Origin of the sequence: Pseudomonas sp. AOB-7 (genome assembly GCF_003696305.1) — a bacterium.
Lineage (GTDB): Bacteria > Pseudomonadota > Gammaproteobacteria > Pseudomonadales > Pseudomonadaceae > Aquipseudomonas.
This window is the reverse complement of sequence record NZ_RFFK01000002.1, coordinates 185,241-205,575: the sequence shown is the minus strand read 5'-3', so window position 1 is coordinate 205,575 and position 20,335 is coordinate 185,241. Positions and strand designations below refer to the sequence as shown.

Below are 20,335 nucleotides of genomic sequence, written 5' to 3'. Positions count from 1 at the left end.
GTAGCATAGCCGGCAGCAGCTTCCATGCGGCTCAATTGGAGCACGCATTCTCTTTTGTGACAAAGGCTTATGGGGTTTTTTTATGAGCGAAGTCAAGCATTCACGCCTGATTATCCTGGGCTCCGGCCCTGCCGGTTATAGCGCAGCCGTCTACGCCGCTCGCGCCAATCTCAAGCCCGTGGTCATCACCGGCATCCAACCCGGCGGCCAACTCACCACCACCACCGAGGTGGACAACTGGCCGGGCGACGTCGAAGGCCTGACCGGCCCGGCGCTGATGGAGCGCATGCAGAAGCATGCCGAACGCTTCGACACCGAGATCATCTACGACCACATCCATACCGCCGAGTTGCAGAGCCGCCCCTTCGTGCTCAAGGGCGACAGCGGCACCTACAGCTGCGACGCACTGATCATCGCCACCGGCGCCAGCGCCCAGTACCTCGGCCTGCCCTCGGAAGAAGCCTTCTCCGGCAAGGGCGTATCGGCCTGCGCCACCTGCGACGGCTTCTTCTACCGCAACCAGGTGGTGGCGGTGATCGGCGGCGGCAACACCGCCGTGGAAGAGGCGCTGTATCTGTCCAACATCGCCAAGGAAGTGCACCTGGTTCATCGCCGCGACAAGCTGCGCTCGGAGAAGATCCTGCAGGACAAACTGTTCGACAAGGCCGCCAACGGCAATATCAAGCTGCACTGGAACCACACCCTCGACGAGGTGCTGGGCGACCAGACCGGCGTCACCGGCGTGCGCCTGAAGAGCACCGAAAACGGCGCCACCAAGGAACTGCCGCTGGCCGGCGTGTTCATCGCCATCGGCCACAAGCCCAACACCGAGCTGTTCACCGGCCAGCTGGAGATGCGCGACGGCTACCTGCTGATCAAGGGCGGCAGCGAAGGCAACGCCACCGCCACCAGTATCGACGGCGTATTCGCCGCCGGCGACGTGGCCGACCACGTCTACCGTCAGGCCATCACCTCCGCCGGTGCCGGCTGCATGGCTGCACTGGACGTCGAGAAGTTCCTCGACAGCCATTGATCCACCCGGGCGAGCCGCTTCGCTCGCCCTCTCCCCTGCCCTGCTCCGCCGGACACCCCGCATGCTGACCTGGCTGCAACGCGACTCCCTGGCATTCCCGCCACTGGCCAAGGCCATGCGCGAGCCCAACGGTTTGCTCGCGGCTGGCGGCGACCTCAGCGCCGATCGCCTGATCGGCGCCTACCGCCACGGCTGCTTCCCCTGGTTCCAGGACGGCCAGCCGATTCTCTGGTGGTCGCCCGATCCACGCACCGTGCTGTTTCCCGACGAACTGCATCTCTCCCGCAGCCTGGCCAAGCTGCTGCGCCAGCAGCGTTATCGGGTCAGCTTCGACCGGGATTTCGCCGCGGTGATCCGCGCCTGCGCCGCACCGCGCGATTACGCCGACGGCACCTGGATCACCCCGAGCATGCAGGACGCCTACCTGGAGCTGCACCGCCGCGGCATCGCCCACTCGGTGGAGGTCTGGCAGGGCGAGGAACTGGTCGGCGGCCTCTATGGCCTGGCCATCGGCCAGCTGTTCTTCGGCGAATCCATGTTCAGCCGCGCCGACAACGCCTCCAAGGTGGGGTTCGCCACCCTGGTCGACAAGCTGCGCCAGTGGGGCTTCGTCCTGATCGACTGCCAGATGCCCACCCAGCACCTGCACAGCTTCGGCGCCCGCGCCATCCCACGCGCGGCTTTCGCCGACTACCTGCAGCGCCATCTGGACCTGCCCAACACGGCAAACTGGCTCGCCTAGAGCGCCGCGGGCACCGATCCGTGCGCGAAGCTGCAACGCCGTATGGCCCGACGGACTGTCCGCCGGCGCTGCAAGCGCTCGGCGTTCCGATCCGCCCTACACCCCCGAATCCACTCGCACCACTGGCAGCCTGAGGACCTGTAGCTTGCAGCCGAACTTGGCTTACACTCTTAGGCAAGGCTTTACCGAGACACCGCCATGACCGAGCTGGCCCGCCTGAAGTTCTACGCCACCCAGCCTCATCCGTGCAGCTATCTGCCCGAAGAACAGGCCACCACCCTGTTTCTCGACCCCAGTCAGCCCATGGACGTGCTGGTCTACGCCGAACTCTCGGAAATGGGCTTTCGCCGCAGCGGCGACCACCTCTATCGCCCGCATTGCCAGCAGTGCACCGCCTGCGTTCCGGCGCGCATCCCGGCCTCGGTGTTCACCCCTAATCGCCAGCAGCGGCGTATCCTCAAGCGCAACCAAGACATCAGCGTGCGTCCCGTGCGCCCGGCCTTCACCGAGGAGTACTACGCGCTCTACGTGCGCTACATCGAGCAGCGCCACGCCGATGGTGACATGTATCCGCCGAGTCGCGACCAGTTCTCCACCTTCCTGGTGCGCGACCTGCCGTTTTCGCGTTTCTACGAATTCCGTCTGCGCGGTCGCCTGGTAGCCATAGCTGTGACCGACCTGCTGCCCAACGGGCTGTCAGCGGTCTACACCTTCTACGACCCGAGCGAAGAGCGCCGCAGCCTCGGCCGCTTCGCCATCCTCTGGCAGATCGGCGAAACCGCGCGCCTGGGACTGCAGGCCGTCTATCTCGGCTACTGGATCAAGAACTGCCGCAAGATGAACTACAAGACCCAGTACCGCCCCATCGAGCTGTTCGTCAATCAGCGCTGGACCCTCCTGACCTAGAGCCTCGCGCGCACCACCGAGCAAGCTCTCCCCGCCAAGCCCCTTGGCGCAGCCTCCTGTTTTCGGGCACAATGCACGCCGCTTTTGCCTGGCGCCAGTTGCACCGGGCCATTTCCTGGATACCGAGGGCTTTACTGCATGTCGAAAGAAGACAGCTTCGAAATGGAAGGCACTGTCGTCGACACCCTGCCCAACACCATGTTCCGCGTGGAGTTGGAAAACGGGCACGTCGTTACCGCGCACATCTCCGGCAAGATGCGCAAGAATTACATCCGCATTCTCACTGGTGACAAGGTGCGCGTCGAGCTGACACCTTATGACTTGAGCAAGGGCCGCATCACCTACCGCGCCCGTTAAGCCAAGCACCAAACGAAAACGCCCGGCATATGCCGGGCGTTTTCGTTGGCTCACTGAAAGCCACCAGGGCTTTCAGTGCACTTGAGGCCATTCGATCAGGCGACCTCTGCCGCCGTCTCGAACTCGAAGCTGGGCTCGCCATCCTTGATGTCGATGTGCACCACACCGCCATGCTCGGCCAGCTCGCCGAAGAGGATTTCCTCTGCCAGCGGACGCTTGATCTTGTCCTGGATCAAACGTGCCATCGGCCTGGCGCCCATCATGACGTCGTAACCGCGCTCGGCCAGCCAGCCGCGCGCCGCATCGCTGACCTCCAGGGTGACGCGCTTGTCCTCCAGCTGCGCCTGCAGTTCGGTGAGGAACTTGTCGACGATGCTCTTGATCGTCTCGTGGCTCAGGCGGCCGAACTGGATGATGGTGTCCAGGCGGTTGCGGAACTCCGGAGTGAAGCTCTTCTTGATCACTTCCATGGCATCGGTGGAGTGATCCTGCTGGGTGAAGCCGATCGACGCCCGCGCCGCGGTTTCCGCCCCGGCGTTGGTGGTCATGATCAGGATCACATTGCGGAAATCCGCCTTGCGCCCGTTGTTGTCGGTCAGGGTACCGTGATCCATCACCTGCAGCAGCAGATTGAAGACTTCCGGATGGGCCTTCTCGATCTCGTCCAGCAGCAGCACGCAATGCGGCTGCTTGGTGATCGCCTCGGTCAACAGACCGCCCTGGTCGAAACCGACGTAACCGGGCGGCGCGCCGATCAGCCGCGACACGGTATGCCGTTCCATGTACTCGGACATGTCGAAGCGCACCAGCTCGATGCCCATGGCCTTGGCCAACTGCCGGGCGGCCTCGGTCTTGCCCACCCCGGTGGGGCCGGCGAACAGGAAGGAGCCGACCGGCTTGTCCGGTGCCTTGAGCCCGGCGCGCGACAGCTTGATCGCCGTGGCCAGCGAGTCGATGGCGGCATCCTGGCCGAATACGGTGAGCTTGAGGTCGCGCTCCAGGTTGCGCAGCAGCTCCTTGTCCGAGCTGGATACGTGCTTGGGCGGAATCCGCGCGATCTTCGCGACTATGTCCTCGACCTGCGCCACCTCGATGCGCGGCACGCGCTTGTCTTCCGGCTGCAGGCGCTGATAGGCGCCCGCCTCGTCGATCACGTCGATGGCCTTGTCCGGCATATGGCGGTCGTTGATGTAGCGCGCGGCCAGCTCGGCCGCCGCACGCAGGGCCTCGTCGCTGTACTCGATATGGTGATGCTGCTCGAAACGTGCCTTGAGCCCCTTGAGGATACCGTAGGTGTCGTCGACCGACGGCTCGACCACGTCGACCTTCTGGAAGCGCCGCGCCAGGGCGCGATCCTTCTCGAAGATGCCGCGAAATTCCTGAAAGGTGGTGGAGCCGATGCAGCGAATCTCACCTGAGGACAGCATTGGCTTGAGCAGGTTGGAAGCATCCATCACCCCGCCGGACGCCGCACCGGCGCCGATGATGGTGTGGATCTCGTCGATGAACAGAATGGCGTGCGGGCGCTTGCGCAGCTCGTTGAGCAGCGCCTTGAAGCGCTTCTCGAAATCGCCGCGGTACTTGGTGCCGGCCAGCAGCGCGCCGAGGTCCAGGGAATAGACCACGCTGTCGGCCAGCAGATCGGGCACCTGCTCGTCGACGATGCGCTTGGCCAGGCCCTCGGCGATGGCGGTCTTGCCGACGCCTGCCTCGCCGACCAGCAGCGGGTTGTTCTTGCGCCGCCGGGCGAGGATCTGCGCCACGCGCTCGACCTCGTGCTCGCGACCGACCAACGGGTCGATGCGCCCCTGCCGCGCCAGTTCGTTGAGGTTGCTGGCGTAGGCGTCCAGCGGATTGCCGGAGGCCGAGGCCTCGCCACCCTCTTCGTCCTGCATCTCCTGGTCGTTCTCGTGATGATCGCCGTGCCCCGGCACCTTGGAGATGCCGTGGGCGATGTAGTTGACCACGTCGATACGCGCCACGCTCTGCTGCTTGAGCAGGAACACGGCCTGGCTTTCCTGTTCGCTGAAGATCGCCACCAGCACGTTGGCGCCGGTGACTTCGCGCTTGCCCGAACTCTGCACATGGAACACCGCGCGCTGAAGCACGCGCTGGAAGCCCAGGGTTGGCTGGGTTTCGCGCTCTTCGTCGTGCTGGGGAATCAACGGCGTGGTGGAGTCGATGAACTCCTGCAAATCATGGCGCAGCTTGTCGAGATTGGCTCCACAGGCGCGCAACACGCTGGCCGCCGCCTCATTATCCAGCAGGGCCAGCAGCAGGTGCTCGACCGTCATGAACTCATGACGCTTGGCGCGCGCCTCCTTGAAAGCCAGATTGAGGGTGACTTCGAGCTCTCGATTCAACATAGCTTCACCTCATACCCAAGTGGCCGGCATTAACCGTCCTTCTCGATCTCACAGAGTAGCGGATGCTGGCTTTCCCTAGCGTACTGATTGACCTGCATGGCCTTGGTCTCCGCGATATCACGGGTGAACACGCCGCATACCGCCCGCCCCTCTGTATGGACGGTCAGCATGATCTTGGTCGCCAGCTCCCGGTTCATGCCGAAAAACACTTCGAGCACTTCGACGACAAAATCCATCGGGGTGTAGTCGTCATTGAATAAGACCACCTTGTACATCGGTGGTGCCTGTAATGCTGGCTTGGATTCCTGAACAGCAACGCCGGAGGAATCGTCCTCATGCTCTGCCGGGTGATCCTGATTGAATGTTAGTCGAATCTGGCTACTTGCATGCATGCTGAAATCAGAGGTTCAGGGCCGGACGAACAGGGATGCTAGAGGGAGTTTGACTGACTTCTCAGCCGTCCGCCGCATAGCCTTGACTATCGGCAAAAGGGTGTTACAAACAATAAATACCCATTAGTGGGTATCAGGGGTTCCGCGCCCTCGCCCAGCCTGGTTGGTTTTCGCGCGGAATCGAAGTGGATGATACTCCAGAGATGGAGTCCTTTGCAGAGGGATATCAGCATGCTCAGCGGTAAGGTCAAGTGGTTCAACAACGCCAAAGGCTATGGATTCATCCTGGCCGACGGCCGAGATGAGGACCTGTTCGCCCACTACTCGGCCATCCAGATGGAAGGTTACAAAACACTCAAGGCCGGCCAGCCGGTCCGCTTCGAGATCGTGCAGGGCCCGAAAGGACTACACGCCGTCAATATCAGTGCCGCCGCCCAGGACGCCCCTGCGGCAGTACCCCAGGCGCAGAGTACCGCTAGCACTGTCGAAGTCTGAGTACCCTGGCAAATCGCCACGAAAAAGGCCGGTCAATTGACCGGCCTTTCTTTGTGCGACAACCCGCCGCTACATGTGCGCGATCATCGCGTCACCGAACTCCGAGCAGGACAGCAGGGTCGCCCCTTCCATCAGGCGCTCGAAATCGTAGGTCACGGTCTTGGCGGCGATGGCGCCGTTGGTACCCTTGATGATCAGGTCGGCCGCCTCGACCCAGCCCATATGCCGCAGCATCATCTCGGCGGAGAGGATCACCGAGCCCGGATTGACCTTGTCCTGGCCGGCGTACTTCGGCGCAGTGCCGTGAGTCGCCTCGAACATGGCCACCGAGTCGGACAGGTTGGCGCCCGGCGCGATGCCGATGCCGCCGACCTCCGCCGCCAGGGCGTCGGACAGGTAGTCCCCATTGAGGTTGAGCGTGGCGATCACGTCGTACTCGGCCGGACGCAGCAGGATCTGCTGCAGCATGGCGTCGGCGATCACGTCCTTGACCACAATGTTCTTGCCGGTGCGCGGGTTCTTGAACTGCATCCACGGGCCGCCATCGAGCAGCTCGGCGCCGAATTCGTCGCGGGCGATCTCATAGCCCCACTCCTTGAACGCGCCCTCGGTGAATTTCATGATATTGCCCTTGTGCACCAGGGTTACCGAGCTGCGGTCGTTGTCGACGGCGTACTGCAGCGCCTTGCGCACCAGACGCTTGGTGCCCGCCTCGGAAACCGGCTTGATGCCGATGCCGCACATGTCGGTGAAGCGGATCTTCTTGACGCCCATTTCCTCGGTGAGGAACTTGATGACCTTCTCGGCCTCAGGGCTGCCGGCCTTCCATTCGACGCCGGCATAGATGTCCTCGGAGTTCTCGCGGAAGATCACCATGTCCACGTCACCGGGCTTCTTCACCGGGCTGGGCACGCCTTCGAACCAGCGCACCGGACGCTGGCAGACATAAAGGTCGAGTTCCTGGCGCAGGGCCACGTTGAGCGAGCGGATACCGCCACCCACCGGCGTGGTCAGCGGGCCCTTGATCGACACCACGTAGTCGCGTACCGCCTCCAGGGTTTCCTTGGGCAGCCAGGTGTCCCGGTCGTAGACCTGGGTAGCTTTCTCGCCGGCGTAGACCTCCATCCAGGAGATCTTGCGCGCACCGCCATAGGCTTTCGCGACGGCGGCGTCGACCACCTTGATCATCACCGGGGAAATATCCACGCCGATACCATCACCCTCGATGAAGGGGATGATCGGGTTGTTCGGCACATTGAGCGACATGTCGGCATTGACGGTGATTTTGTCACCGCTGGCTGGCACCTGGATCTTTTGGTATCCCATGCTGGACTCCATCTTGTGGTTAGAACTGTGCGCAATCCCCCGAGAGTAGCGCAGTTGAATCGGGTGGAACCACATGTTCGTTGGTCTTATACAACTGGGCATTCTGCGACGCGGCGTCGCAGTGATATACTGCTTAGGTGACTAACGAGTCATAAGGGGCGCCCGTCCCGAACCGGACGGCAACCTCTTGAAACCGGCCAGTGGCTATCACCGCTGGCTGGCTCGAAATGCTCGACACTCTACTGGTGCATCCAACATCACCGCGGCGAGTCCTCGACTCCAGCCCGATCAATGACCGGGTTCAGGCGCCTACCCGCGCACGTCGAGTTTCTGTGCACGCTCAGCAAAGAAGAGAGTTAACTCTAAATGTCCACCCCTTCGAAGATCATCTACACCTTCACCGACGAAGCTCCAGCCCTCGCCACCTATTCGCTTCTGCCCATTGTAGAAGCTTTCGCCGCATCGGCTGACATCTCCGTCGAAACTCGCGACATCTCTCTTGCTGGACGGATCCTGGCAAGCTTTGCCGACCAACTGGGCGCCGACAAGCGCATCGAGGACGACCTCGCCAAGCTGGCCGAACTGGCCACCCAGCCCGAAGCCAATATCATCAAGCTGCCCAACATCAGCGCTTCGGTGCCGCAACTCAAGGGCGCCATCGCCGAGCTGCAGGCCCAGGGCTACGCCCTGCCCGACTACCCGGAAGACCCGCAGAGCGACGCCGAGAAGGAAGTCCGTGCCCGTTACGCCAAGGTACTCGGCAGTGCGGTGAACCCGGTGCTGCGCGAAGGCAACTCCGACCGCCGTGCCCCGGCCGCGGTCAAGGCCTATGCGCGCAAGCACCCGCACAGCATGGGCAAGTGGAGCATGGCCTCGCAGTCCCACGCCGACTACATGCGCGGCGGCGACTTCTTCTCCAGCGAGCAGTCGATCACCATGGCCAAGGCCGGTGACGTGCGCATCGAGTTCGTCGGCAAGGACGGCAAGGTCGAGGTCAAGAAGCAGCTCGCCCTGCAGGAAGGCGAAGTGTTCGACAGCATGTTCATGAGCTGCCGCAAGCTGCGCGACTTCTTCGAGAAGACCCTGCAGGACTGCAAGGAAACCGGCGTGATGTGGTCCCTGCACGTCAAGGCGACCATGATGAAGGTCTCCCACCCGATCGTCTTCGGCCACGCCGTCAGCGTTTACTACAAGGACGTGTTCGACAAGTACGGCGAGCTGTTCAAGGAGCTGGGCGTCAACCCGAACAACGGCATCAGCAGCGTCTACGACAAGATCAAGGCCCTGCCCGCCTCGCAGCAGGAAGAGATCCTGCACGATATCCACGAGGTCTACGCCCATCGCCCGGAAATGGCCATGGTCGACTCGGTCAAGGGCATCACCAACCTGCACATCCCGAGCGACGTCATCGTCGACGCCTCGATGCCGGCGATGATCCGCAACTCCGGCCAGATGTGGGGCAAGGACGGCAAGCAGAAAGACACCAAGGCCGTCATGCCTGAGAGCACCTACGCGCGCATCTATCAGGAAATGATCAACTTCTGCAAAACCAACGGTGCGTTCGACCCGACCACCATGGGTAGCGTGCCGAACGTCGGCCTGATGGCGCAGAAGGCCGAGGAATACGGCTCCCACGACAAGACCTTCGAAATGACCGCCGACGGCACCATGCGCGTCGTCGCTGCCGACGGCACCGTGCTGATGCAGCACCAGGTCGAGGCCGGCGACATCTGGCGCGCCTGCCAGACCAAGGACGCGCCAATCCGCGACTGGGTCAAACTGGCCGTCACCCGCGCCCGTCAGTCCAACACCCCGGCCATCTTCTGGCTGGACCCGGAGCGCGCGCACGACCGCGAGCTGCAGAAGAAGGTCGAGCTGTACCTGAAGGACCACGACCTGACTGGCCTGGACATCCGCATGATGGGCTACAACGAAGCCATCCGCGTGTCCATGGAGCGCATGATCCGCGGCCTGGACACCATCTCGGTGACCGGCAACGTGCTACGCGACTACCTGACCGACCTGTTCCCGATCATGGAGCTGGGCACCTCGGCCAAGATGCTGTCCATCGTGCCACTGATGGCCGGCGGCGGCATGTACGAAACCGGTGCCGGCGGTTCGGCGCCCAAGCACGTACAACAGCTGGTCGAAGAGAACTACCTGCGCTGGGATTCCCTCGGCGAGTTCCTGGCCCTGGCCGTCTCCCTGGAAGAAACCGGGATCAAGACCGACAACCTCAAGGCCAAGATCCTCGGCAAGACCCTGGACGAAGCCACCGGCAAACTGCTGGACAACAACAAGTCCCCGGCGCGCAAGGTCGGCGAGCTGGACAACCGTGGCAGCCACTTCTATCTGGCGCTGTACTGGGCCCAGGCCCTGGCCGCGCAGAACGAAGACGCCGAGCTGAAGGCACGCTTCACCCCGCTGGCCAAGACCCTGACCGAGCAGGAAGCGACCATCGTCGCCGAACTGGCCGCCGTCCAGGGCAAACCGGTGGACATCGGTGGCTACTACCGCTCCAACCCCGAGCTGACCAGCCAGGTGATGCGCCCCAGCGCCACCTTCAACGCCGCTCTGGCCGCGCTGAACGCCTGATAAGGGCTCGGCAACACGGAGAACCCCGGCCATAGTGCCGGGGTTCTTTTTTGCATAGAGATCACTGGAGAAGCAGAAATGGAGTGGCAGCCCCATATCACCGTGGCCACGGTCATCGAGGACCAGGGCCGCTTCCTGTTCGTCGAGGAGTTCAAGGCTGGCCGCCTGGTGCTCAACCAGCCCGCCGGGCACCTGGAGGCCAATGAATCGCTGCGCCAGGCCGCGCTGCGCGAAACCCTCGAAGAAACCGGCTGGGAGGTGGCGCTGAGCGGCCTGCTCGGCATCTACCTCTATACCGCGCCGAGCAATGCCGTGACCTACCAACGGGTGTGCTTTATCGCCCACCCGCTGCGCCACGATCCGGCCCGCGCACTGGACAGCGACATCCACGGCATCGCCTGGTTGAGCCGCGACGAACTGGCCGCGCAACCCGAGCGCTGGCGCAGCGAACTGGTGCTGCGCTGCGTGGACGATTACCTGGCGGGCATCCGCGGGTCGCTGGAGCTGGTGCGCGATTGAAACAATAGCCCGCGCTTGGCGTACTGCTTCGCGAGTACGCCCTACACGTCGGGTGCAGGCTTTCTGGTAGACTCGCCAGTTTTTCAGGCTTCACTCGCAGACTCCCATGCAAGCACCTAGCACCCAACGCGTGATCGTCGGCATGTCCGGCGGCGTCGACTCGTCCGTTTCCGCCCTGCTGCTGCTGGAACAGGGTTATCAGGTCGAAGGCCTGTTCATGAAGAACTGGGACGAAGACGACGGCACCGAATACTGCACCGCCATGGACGACCTGGCCGACGCCCAGGCCGTGTGCGAGCGCATCGGCATCAAGCTGCACACCGCCAACTTCGCCGCGGAATACTGGGACAACGTGTTCGAGCACTTCCTGGCCGAATACCAGGCTGGGCGCACGCCGAACCCGGACATCCTGTGCAACCGCGAGATCAAGTTCAAAGCCTTCCTCGACTACGCCCTGTCGCTCGGCGCCGACCTGATCGCCACCGGCCACTATGTGCGCCGCCGCGACGTCGACGGCCGCACCGAGCTGCTCAAGGGCCTGGATCCGAACAAGGACCAGAGCTACTTCCTGCATGCCGTCGGCGGCGAGCAGATCGCCAAGACCCTGTTCCCGGTCGGCGAGCTGGAAAAGCCGCAGGTGCGCGCCATCGCCGAGAAATACGAGTTGGCCACGGCGAAGAAGAAGGATTCCACCGGCATCTGCTTTATCGGCGAGCGCCGCTTCAGCGATTTCCTCAAGCAGTACCTGCCGGCCCAGCCGGGTGATATCGAGACCACCGAGAGCCAGGTCATCGGCCGCCATCATGGCCTGATGTACCACACCATCGGTCAGCGCCAGGGCCTCGGTATCGGCGGCCTCAAGGACGCCGGCGACGATCCCTGGTACGTGCTGAAGAAGGACCTGACGCGCAACGTGCTGATCGTCGGCCAGGGCAACGAACACCCCTGGCTGTTCTCCCGCGCCCTGCTCGCCTCGGATATCTACTGGGTCAACCCGGTGGACCTGAGCAGCCCGCGCCGCCTGAGCGCCAAGGTGCGCTACCGCCAGGGCGACCAGGCCTGCACCCTGGAGCAGACCGCAAGCGGCTACCGCGCCGTGTTCGACGAGCCGCAGCGCGCCGTGACGCCCGGCCAGTCCGTGGTGTTCTACGACGGCGAGGTGTGCCTCGGTGGCGGCGTGATCGAGACCGCCGAGCCCTGGTACGAGGACGCCCGATGAACCCGACGCAGGAACAACTGGTCGCCCTCGGCGCCGTGTTCGAGGCCGCCGTGCTGGCCGACAAGATCGCCCGCACCGGCCAGGTCAGCGAGGCGTCGATGAGCTGCATGCTCGGCAGCCTGCTGGTGCGCGACCCGAAGAGTACGCTCGACGTCTACGGTGGCGACGACCTCAACTTGCGCGACGGTTATCGCGCGCTGGCCAGCTCGCTGGAGCGCAACCCCGCGGCGCTGCAGCGCGAGCCGCTGCGCTACGCCCTGGCCCTGCTCGGCCTGGAACGCCAGCTGGACAAGCGTGGCGACATGTTGCAGGTGATGGGCAGCCGCCTGGATCAGATCCAGCAGCAGGTCGAGCACTTCGGCCTGGTCCACGACAACGTCATCGCCGCCTGCGGCGGGCTGTACCAGGACACCATCAGCACCTTCCGCCAGCGCATCCAGGTGCACGGCGACATGCGTTTTCTGCAACAGCCGAGCAACGCGGCGAAGATCCGCGCCCTGCTGCTCGCCGGCATCCGTTCGGCGCGGCTGTGGCGCCAGCTCGGCGGTCACCGCTGGCAGCTGGTGTTCAGCCGCGGCAAGCTGCTCAAGGAACTCTACCAACTGATGCGCAGCTGACCGCCATGGGCGCGCCGAGCCGCAGCGTCAAGCCGCTGCAGGGCGCCCTGCTGCTGGCCCTGTCCGCCCTGCTGTTCGCCCTTACCGGCGTCGGCATTCGGGAAATCTCGGCCAGCGTCAACAATGAGTCGGTGGTGTTCTTCCGCAACCTGGTCGGCGTGCTGTTCTTCCTGCCGCTGCTGCTGGTGCGCGGGGTACGCCCGCTGCGCACGACACGGCTGAAATCGCACCTGTGGCGCACCACCTACGGCCTGGCGGCGATGTACTGCTTCTTCTACGCCATCGCCCACCTGCCGCTGGCCGACGCCATGCTGTTCACCTACTCGGCGCCGGTGTTCACCCCGCTGATCGCCCACTTCTGGCTCAAGGAGCCGCTGACCCGGCGCATGCTGCTCACCAGCCTGATCGGCCTGCTCGGCGTGCTGCTGGTGGCCAAGCCCAGCGCCGCGCTGTTCGAGGGCCCGGCGCTGATCGGCCTGGCCGCCAGCCTGCTGGCCGCCTTCGCCTTCGTCTCCATCCGCGAGATGAGCGACAGCGAGCCGGCGACGCGCATCGTCTTCTACTTCTCGCTGTTCAGTGCGCTGTTCTCCGCCATTCCGCTGAGCTGGAGCTGGCAGCCGCTCGCCGCCAACCAGCTCGGCTGGCTGCTGGGCATCGGCCTGCTGGCCACCGCCAGCCAGATCATCATGTCGCGCGCCTACGGCCTGGCGCCGCCGGGGCTGATCGGCCCGATCGCCTACCTGGCCATCGTCTTCGCCGGGATAATCGCCTGGCTGCTGTGGGGCGAGATGCCCGATCGCCTGTCACTGCTCGGCGCCGCACTGATCTTCGCCGCCAGCCTGCTGTCGGTCGCCCGGCGCAACGCATAGGCGGTCAGCCGGACGTTTTCATGTATGATATGCGCCCTTTTCGTCAGAGGCCGTCCAGGCACCTGAGCTAGAGCCCGCTTCATCGGAGCAGGCGCGATGCGCAGCAACCCGGATGGCTTTTCAGCCCGACAGCTCGAGAACGCCCATATGCAGCTTTCCTCGCTCACCGCGGTTTCCCCCGTCGACGGCCGCTACGCCGGCAAAACCAGCGCCCTGCGCCCCATCTTCAGCGAATACGGCCTGATCCGTAGCCGCGTTCTGGTCGAAGTGCGCTGGCTGCAGCGTCTGGCCGCCCACGAAGGCATCGCCGAAGTCGCGCCCTTCTCCGCCGAAGCCAACGCCCTGCTCAACCAGCTGGCGGAGAACTTCGCCGTCGAGCACGCCGAGCGCGTCAAGGAAATCGAGCGCACCACCAACCACGACGTCAAGGCCGTGGAATACCTGCTCAAGGAGCAGGCCGCCAAGCTGCCGGAGCTGGACAAGGTCAGCGAGTTCATCCACTTCGCCTGCACCAGCGAGGACATCAACAACCTGTCCCACGCCCTGATGCTGCGCGAAGGCCGCGACACCGTGCTGCTGCCGCTGATGCGGCAGCTGGCAGGCGCCATCCGTGAACTGGCGGTGAAGTTCGCCGAGGTGCCGATGCTGTCGCGCACCCACGGCCAGCCGGCCTCGCCGACCACCCTGGGCAAGGAGCTGGCCAACGTGGTCTACCGCCTGGAGCGGCAGATCGCTCAGGTCGCCGCCGTGCCGCTGCTGGGCAAGATCAACGGCGCCGTGGGCAACTACAACGCCCACCTGTCCGCCTACCCGGCCATCGACTGGGAAGCCAACGCCCGCCAGTTCATCGAAGGCGACCTGGGCCTGACCTTCAACCCCTACACCACCCAGATCGAGCCGCACGACTACATCGCCGAGCTGTTCGACGCCATCGCCCGGTTCAACACCATCCTCATCGACTTCGACCGCGACGTCTGGGGCTACATCTCCCTCGGTTACTTCAAGCAGAAGACCGTGGCCGGCGAAATCGGCTCCTCGACCATGCCGCACAAGGTCAACCCGATCGACTTCGAGAACTCCGAAGGCAACCTCGGCATCGCCAACGCGATCTTCCAGCACCTGGCCAGCAAGCTGCCGATCTCCCGCTGGCAGCGCGACCTGACCGACTCCACCGTGCTGCGCAACCTCGGTGTCGGCTTCGCCCACAGCGTGATCGCCTACGAAGCCAGCCTTAAGGGAATCAGCAAGTTGGAGCTCAATGCTCAGCGTATTGCTGAAGATCTGGACGCTTGCTGGGAAGTGCTCGCCGAGCCGATCCAGACCGTCATGCGCCGCTACGCCATCGAGAACCCCTACGAGAAGCTCAAGGAGCTGACCCGCGGCAAGGGCATCAGCCCCGAGGCGCTGCTGGCCTTTATCGACGGCCTGGACATGCCGGCCGAGGCCAAGGCCGAGCTCAAGCAACTCACCCCGGCCCGCTACATCGGCAACGCGGTGGCCCAGGCCCAGCGCATCTGATCCGCACCAGCCTCGAGGACGCCCGGCTGAGCCGGGCGTTTTTGTTTTAAGGTTTTTTTCTATTTCAATGGCTTACTGATGAATCCTGATACTCCGCTGCAACTGCTGGGTGGCCTCACAGCCCGTGAATTCCTGCGCGACTACTGGCAGAAGAAACCGCTGCTGGTGCGCCAGGCCGTGCCCGGCTTCGAAAGCCCGATCAGCCCGGACGAGCTGGCCGGCCTGGCCCTGGAGGAAGAAGTCGAGTCGCGCCTGGTCATCGAGCACGGCGAACGCCCCTGGGAACTGCAACGCGGCCCCTTCGCCGAGGACAGCTTCCAGAACCTGCCCGAGCGCGATTGGACCCTGCTGGTGCAGGCGGTCGACCAGTTCGTCCCGGAAGTGGCCGAACTGCTGGAGGACTTCAAGTTCCTGCCCAAGTGGCGCATCGACGACCTGATGATCAGCTTCGCCGCGCCCGGCGGCGGCGTCGGCCCGCATTTCGACAACTACGACGTTTTCCTGCTGCAGGGTTACGGTCATCGCCGCTGGCAGATCGGCCAGATGTGCGACTCCGAAAGCCCGCTGCTGCCCCACGCCGATCTGAAGATCCTGGCCGAATTCGAACCAACCGATGAATGGGTGCTGGCACCCGGCGACATGCTCTACCTGCCGCCGCGCCTCGCCCACTGTGGCACCGCTGAGGATGATTGCATGACTTATTCCGTGGGTTTCCGCGCGCCGAGCGCCGCCGAAGTCCTGACCCATTTCACCGATTTTCTCGGCCAGTTCCTCCCCGAGGAGGAGCGTTACAGCGACGCCGATATCCAGCCGAGCGAGGATCCCAACCAGATCCAGCGCGACGCCCTGGAGCGCCTGAAGGCCCTGCTCAACGAGCACATGAGCGACGAGCGCCTGCTGATGACCTGGTTCGGCCAGTTCATGACCGAGCCCAAGTATCCGGAGCTAGTCGCCGGCATCGAGATCGACGAAGAAGAATTTCTGGGCAGTCTGGAAGACGGCGCCGTGATCATCCGCAACCCCAGCGCGCGCATGGCCTGGTCGGAAGTCGGCGAGGATCTGGTGCTGTTCGCCAGCGGCCAGAGCCGCCTGGTGTCGGCGCGCCTGCGCGAGCTGCTCAAGCTGATCTGCAGCGCCGATGCGTTACATATCGATAACCTTGGCGCCTGGCTGGCCGATGACGAGGGGCGTACCCTGCTCTGGGAACTGGTCAAGCAAGGTAGTCTGGGGTTCGCCGATGAGTGAGATCCGAGTTCGCGTCGCGGACTGGCACAAGGACAACGCCGAGCTGCGGCGTATCCGCGAAAGCGTGTTCGTCGCCGAACAGGCCGTGCCGCCGGAGCTGGAATGGGACGCCGAAGACGCCGAAGCGGTGCATTTTCTCGCCGAGGAAGGCGACTACGCGGTGGGCACCGCGCGCCTGCTGCCGGACGGCCATATCGGCCGCGTCTCGGTACTCAAGGACTGGCGCGGCCTCAAGGTCGGCGAGGCGCTGATGCAGGCGGTGATCGCGGAAGCGGAAAAACGCGGCCTGGATCGGCAAATGCTCAGCGCCCAGGTGCACGCCACGCCGTTCTATGAAAGGCTAGGCTTCGAGATAGTCAGCGGCGAGTACCTCGACGCCGGCATCCCGCACGTGGACATGGTGCGCACCCGCCAGTAGAGGCCGCAATGGACGACCAAGACGCCCCGCTCGAGACGAGCGATACCCCGCAGCCGGCCGAGCTCGCGGCTATCGAGTTCGAATCGCCGGGGCGTTTTGCCGTGCACAACCCCGAGCCGGCGACGGCGGACGCCCCGCAATGGGAGCCGGCGCCCTTCGTCCTCGGCGCTCACGAGCGCCTGGAGCGCTTCAGCCAGCCACAGCAGGCGCGTGCCCATGTGCTGGCGCTGATCCAGCAGGCGCAGCGCAGCCTGTGCCTGTACAGCGACGACCTGGAACCCTGGCTCTACCATCACGGCAGCGTGCAGCAGGCCTGCACCCGCTTCCTTCTGGCCAGGCCGCGCGCGCGCCTGCGCATCCTCGTGCGCGACCCGACCCGCGCGGTCAAGGAGGGGCATCGCCTGCTCGGCCTGTCGCGGCGCTTGTCCTCCAACCTGCATATCCGCAAACTCAACCCGGATTATCCCAGTGAAGAACTGGCCTACCTGATCGCCGACGACCAGGGCCTGCTGCTGCGCCCCGAGCTCGGCCAGCAGGCCGGCTACGCCCTGTACCGCGACCCGGCGCGGGTGCGCCAGCGCCAGGCGCAGTTCGACCAGGCCTGGGATACCAGCATCAGCGATCCCGATCTGCGGAGTTTCCTGCTATGACCCTGCGTGCCCTGCTCGCCGCCCTGCTTCTCGGCCTGTGCCTGCCGCTGCAGGCGGCCACCGAGGTGATCCCGCTCAACTACCGCACCGCCGACGAGGTGATCGGCGTCGTGCAGTCGGTGCTGGGCAACGAGGGCCGGGTCAGCCCCTACGGCAACCAGCTGATCGTCAACGCCTCGCCGGCCAAGATCGACGAGGTGCGCCAGTTGCTGGAGCAGCTCGACACCCGCCCGCGACGCCTGCTGATCAGCGTGGAGAGCAGCGACAGCAACTACCAGAGCGACCGCGGCTACCGGGTCGACGGCAGCCTCAGCGCCGGCGACGCCGAGGTGCAGGTCGGCCGCGGCGAAGTGGGTGGCCGCGACCAGGTGCGCATCATCCGCCGCAGCACCGACAGCCGCGGCGGCGGTACCCAGCAGGTGCAAGCCACCGAGGGCTATCCGGCGCTGATCCAGGTCGGCCAGAGCGTGCCGCTGACCACCACCAGCACCGGCCCCTACGGCCAGGTCTACCAGGACACCCAGTACCGCGATGTGACCCGCGGCTTCTATGTCACCGCCACCCTCTCCGGCGAGCTGGTGCACGTCAGCATCAGCAGCCAGCGCGACCGCCTCAACGCCCACCGTCCCGGCGTGATCGACGTGCAGAGCACCGACACCCGGGTCAGCGGCCGCCTCGGCGAATGGATCACCCTCGGCGGGGTCAACGAGGACACCGCCTCCAGCAGCCGCGACATCCTCCAGCGACGCACCACCCAGGGCCGCGAAGACATGACCCTGCGCCTGAAGGTCGAAGCCCTCGACTGACCCCGACCAAAGTCGCAGCCCCTCGCCGCTTTCGACCAATGGACAGCCCCCGCAATCCCGCGCAACGCTGGAAACGCCCGCACCAGAGGGTTTCCGCCATGACCAGCCGGTCGTCTTGAGAATATGTAGTAGTCTAAAAAAACCACTACAAAACGTTTGACGAAGCTTTTGCCGAGAGGCATGATGGCCTCGCTCCCGCTAGCCAGGGGTCCTGAAAAGGATCTCCAGATCGCCAACGAAGCACTTCGTAGCGGTCCGTGTCCCAACAGCCCACAAGGCCGTACGACGAGGTTGCGACTGGAACGAAGTTGTCCTGAGGGACGGGGAAGCGTTTAGCGTCAGACAGATCGACAGCCCGGCAGGTGCCCAAGGTTTCCACGAGCCGACCGGCCCACGCCAAGCGCCCGAACTGTTCGCCACATCCCCCCTCCTCGCGGTCAATCCTCACCCCAGCCGTTTTCTCGCCGTCAAAGTGGAAGCCTCCCGCAGCCGCTGCATCCGTGCACGCATTGAGTGGGTAGTCGGTGCTCAACCAACACATTTTTTGAAGGATTGACCATGTCCGCATATCAAAACGACATCAAGGCTGTAGCCGCTCTGAAAGAGAAGTTCGGCAGCAGCTGGAGCGCTATCAACCCCGAGTCCGTCGCCCGTATGCGCGCTCAGAACCGTTTCAAGACCGGTCTGGAAATCGCTCAGTACACCGCTGACATCATGCGCAAGGACATGGAAGAGTACGACGCCGACTCCTCCGTCTACACCCAGTCGCTGGGCTGCTGGCACGGCTTCATCGGTCAGCAGAAGCTGATCTCGATCAAGAAGCACCTGAAGACCACCAACAAGCGCTACCTCTACCTGTCCGGCTGGATGGTCGCCGCCCTGCGCTCCGACTTCGGCCCGCTGCCGGACCAGTCGATGCACGAGAAGACCGCCGTCTCCGACCTGATCGAAGAGCTGTACACCTTCCTGCGTCAGGCCGACAGCCGCGAGCTGGACCTGCTGTTCACCGCCCTGGACGCCGCTCGTGACGCTGGCGACCACGCCAAGGCGGCCGAGATCCAGAAGCAGATCGACAACTACGAAACCCACATCGTGCCGATCATCGCCGACATCGACGCTGGCTTCGGTAACCCGGAAGCCACCTACCTGCTGGCCAAGCGCATGATCGAAGCCGGCGCCTGCTGCATCCAGATCGAGAACCAGGTTTCCGACGAGAAGCAGTGCGGCCACCAGGACGGTAAAGTGACCGTTCCGCACGCCGACTTCCTCGCCAAGATCGCTGCCGTTCGCTACGCCTTCCTCGAGCTGGGCATCGACAACGGCGTGATCGTTGCGCGTACCGACTCCCTGGGCGCCGGCCTGACCAAGCAGATCGCCGTGACCAAAGAGCCGGGCGACCTGGGCGACCTGTACAACAGCTTCCTCGATTGCGAAGAAGTGTCCGCTGCCGAGCTGGGCAACGGCGACGTGGTGATCAACCGCGGTGGCAAGCTGCTGCGTCCGAAGCGCCTGCCGTCCAACCTGTTCCAGTTCCGTGCCGGCACCGGCGAAGACCGCTGCGTCCTGGACTGCATCACCAGCCTGCAGAACGGCGCCGACCTGCTGTGGATCGAAACCGAGAAGCCGCACGTTGGCCAGATCAAGGCCATGGTTGACCGCATCCGTGAAGTCATCCCGAACGCCAAGCTGGTGTACAACAACAGCCCGTCCTTCAACTGGACCCTGAACTTCCGTCAGCAGGTGTTCGACGCCATGGTTGCCGAAGGCAAGGACGTTTCCGCCTACGACCGCGCCAAGCTGATGAGCGTCGAGTACGACGAAACCGAACTGGCCCAGATCGCCGACGAGAAGATCCGCACCTTCCAGCGCGACGGTTCGGCCCACGCCGGCATCTTCCACCACCTGATCACCCTGCCGACCTACCACACTGCCGCGCTGTCCACCGACAACCTGGCCAAGGGCTACTTCGCCGACCAGGGCATGCTGGCCTACGTCAAGGGCGTACAGCGTCAGGAACTGCGCCAGGGCATCGCCTGCGTCAAGCACCAGAACATGGCTGGCTCCGACATCGGCGACAACCACAAGGAGTACTTCGCTGGCGAAGCTGCTCTGAAGGCGAGCGGTAAAGACAACACCATGAACCAGTTCCACTAAGAACGGTTCCCCCGCTGCGGGCCACGCACCCGCAGCGTCTCGTTTGCCTAATCCGCCCCGGCCTTGCCGGGGCTTTTTTATGCCTGAGTCGCGGGCCGCCGCGGTCGT

19 protein-coding genes are annotated in these 20,335 nt (G+C 64.2%); 16 read left to right on the top strand and 3 right to left on the bottom strand.

Annotated features, from left to right (window positions below; all coding sequences use genetic code 11):
- Window positions 1-82 precede the first annotated feature (82 nt).
- The 4 genes from trxB (at window position 83) to infA (ending at window position 3,038) form a co-directional block, all read left to right on the top strand.
- Window positions 83-1,033, top strand: a complete 951-nt coding sequence (gene trxB / locus EA796_RS05340; RefSeq protein ID WP_122107819.1) for a thioredoxin-disulfide reductase — start codon at window positions 83-85, stop codon at window positions 1,031-1,033.
- A 61-nt stretch (window positions 1,034-1,094) separates the two neighbouring features.
- Window positions 1,095-1,775 (top strand): leucyl/phenylalanyl-tRNA--protein transferase, encoded by a 681-nt coding sequence (aat, locus tag EA796_RS05335; RefSeq protein ID WP_122107818.1) that lies wholly within the window; start codon window positions 1,095-1,097, stop codon window positions 1,773-1,775.
- A gap of 198 nt (window positions 1,776-1,973) precedes the next feature.
- Complete coding sequence (locus tag EA796_RS05330) at window positions 1,974-2,681, top strand: arginyltransferase (RefSeq protein ID WP_122107817.1); 708 nt, start codon at window positions 1,974-1,976, stop codon at window positions 2,679-2,681.
- 138 nt (window positions 2,682-2,819) lie between these two features.
- The gene (infA, locus tag EA796_RS05325) at window positions 2,820-3,038 is read left to right on the top strand and encodes a translation initiation factor IF-1 (protein ID WP_002553999.1); all 219 of its coding nucleotides are present in this window, start codon (window positions 2,820-2,822) and stop codon (window positions 3,036-3,038) included.
- Between the two features lie 95 nt (window positions 3,039-3,133).
- On the opposite strand, the gene clpA is transcribed toward infA, so the two are convergent.
- Both clpA and clpS read right to left on the bottom strand, forming a co-directional pair.
- Window positions 3,134-5,404 carry an ATP-dependent Clp protease ATP-binding subunit ClpA gene (gene clpA / locus EA796_RS05320; RefSeq protein ID WP_122107816.1) on the bottom strand — a complete coding sequence of 757 codons (2,271 nt, stop codon included), beginning with the start codon at window positions 5,402-5,404 and terminating at the stop codon, window positions 3,134-3,136.
- A 29-nt stretch (window positions 5,405-5,433) separates the two neighbouring features.
- Window positions 5,434-5,796, bottom strand: a complete 363-nt coding sequence (gene clpS, locus EA796_RS05315) for an ATP-dependent Clp protease adapter ClpS (protein WP_031303861.1) — start codon at window positions 5,794-5,796, stop codon at window positions 5,434-5,436.
- 231 nt (window positions 5,797-6,027) lie between these two features.
- On the opposite strand from clpS, the gene cspD reads away from it, so the two are divergent.
- Window positions 6,028-6,291: a cold shock domain-containing protein CspD gene (gene cspD / locus EA796_RS05310; protein WP_031303859.1), complete on the top strand. Its 264-nt coding sequence runs from the start codon at window positions 6,028-6,030 to the stop codon at window positions 6,289-6,291.
- A gap of 69 nt (window positions 6,292-6,360) precedes the next feature.
- Here cspD and icd read toward each other — a convergent pair whose 3' ends face one another.
- Entirely contained in the window at window positions 6,361-7,617 is a 1,257-nt protein-coding gene (gene icd, locus EA796_RS05305; protein WP_122107815.1) for an NADP-dependent isocitrate dehydrogenase, read from the bottom strand.
- A gap of 366 nt (window positions 7,618-7,983) precedes the next feature.
- Between icd and EA796_RS05300 the strand changes: the two genes are divergently transcribed.
- From EA796_RS05300 to EA796_RS05250, 11 genes are all read left to right on the top strand, one after another.
- On the top strand, window positions 7,984-10,212 hold the full coding sequence (locus EA796_RS05300; protein ID WP_122107814.1) for an NADP-dependent isocitrate dehydrogenase: 2,229 nt from the start codon (window positions 7,984-7,986) through the stop codon (window positions 10,210-10,212).
- A gap of 78 nt (window positions 10,213-10,290) precedes the next feature.
- On the top strand, window positions 10,291-10,731 hold the full coding sequence (locus EA796_RS05295; protein ID WP_122107813.1) for an NUDIX hydrolase: 441 nt from the start codon (window positions 10,291-10,293) through the stop codon (window positions 10,729-10,731).
- 106 nt (window positions 10,732-10,837) lie between these two features.
- Complete coding sequence (mnmA, locus tag EA796_RS05290; protein ID WP_122107812.1) at window positions 10,838-11,950, top strand: tRNA 2-thiouridine(34) synthase MnmA; 1,113 nt, start codon at window positions 10,838-10,840, stop codon at window positions 11,948-11,950.
- Complete coding sequence (hflD, locus tag EA796_RS05285) at window positions 11,947-12,567, top strand: high frequency lysogenization protein HflD (RefSeq protein WP_122107811.1); 621 nt, start codon at window positions 11,947-11,949, stop codon at window positions 12,565-12,567. Before mnmA ends, hflD begins: the two co-directional genes overlap by 4 nt.
- A gap of 5 nt (window positions 12,568-12,572) precedes the next feature.
- On the top strand, window positions 12,573-13,436 hold the full coding sequence (locus EA796_RS05280; protein WP_122107810.1) for a DMT family transporter: 864 nt from the start codon (window positions 12,573-12,575) through the stop codon (window positions 13,434-13,436).
- A 147-nt stretch (window positions 13,437-13,583) separates the two neighbouring features.
- A complete protein-coding gene (gene purB, locus EA796_RS05275; protein ID WP_122108004.1) occupies window positions 13,584-14,954 on the top strand; it encodes an adenylosuccinate lyase in 1,371 nt (456 codons plus the stop codon).
- Between the two features lie 78 nt (window positions 14,955-15,032).
- Window positions 15,033-16,199 (top strand): cupin domain-containing protein, encoded by a 1,167-nt coding sequence (locus EA796_RS05270; RefSeq protein WP_021445849.1) that lies wholly within the window; start codon window positions 15,033-15,035, stop codon window positions 16,197-16,199.
- A complete protein-coding gene (locus EA796_RS05265; protein ID WP_021445848.1) occupies window positions 16,192-16,617 on the top strand; it encodes a GNAT family N-acetyltransferase in 426 nt (141 codons plus the stop codon). The genes EA796_RS05270 and EA796_RS05265 overlap by 8 nt, the downstream gene beginning before the upstream one ends.
- Window positions 16,618-16,625: 8 nt before the next feature.
- Window positions 16,626-17,267, top strand: coding sequence for a histone acetyltransferase HPA2 (locus EA796_RS05260; protein ID WP_122107809.1), 642 nt, complete (start codon window positions 16,626-16,628; stop codon window positions 17,265-17,267).
- Window positions 17,264-18,073, top strand: a complete 810-nt coding sequence (locus EA796_RS05255) for a secretin N-terminal domain-containing protein (RefSeq protein WP_122107808.1) — start codon at window positions 17,264-17,266, stop codon at window positions 18,071-18,073. The genes EA796_RS05260 and EA796_RS05255 overlap by 4 nt, the downstream gene beginning before the upstream one ends.
- 558 nt (window positions 18,074-18,631) lie before the next feature.
- On the top strand, window positions 18,632-20,227 hold the full coding sequence (locus tag EA796_RS05250) for an isocitrate lyase (RefSeq protein WP_021445845.1): 1,596 nt from the start codon (window positions 18,632-18,634) through the stop codon (window positions 20,225-20,227).
- Window positions 20,228-20,335: the final 108 nt, after the last annotated feature.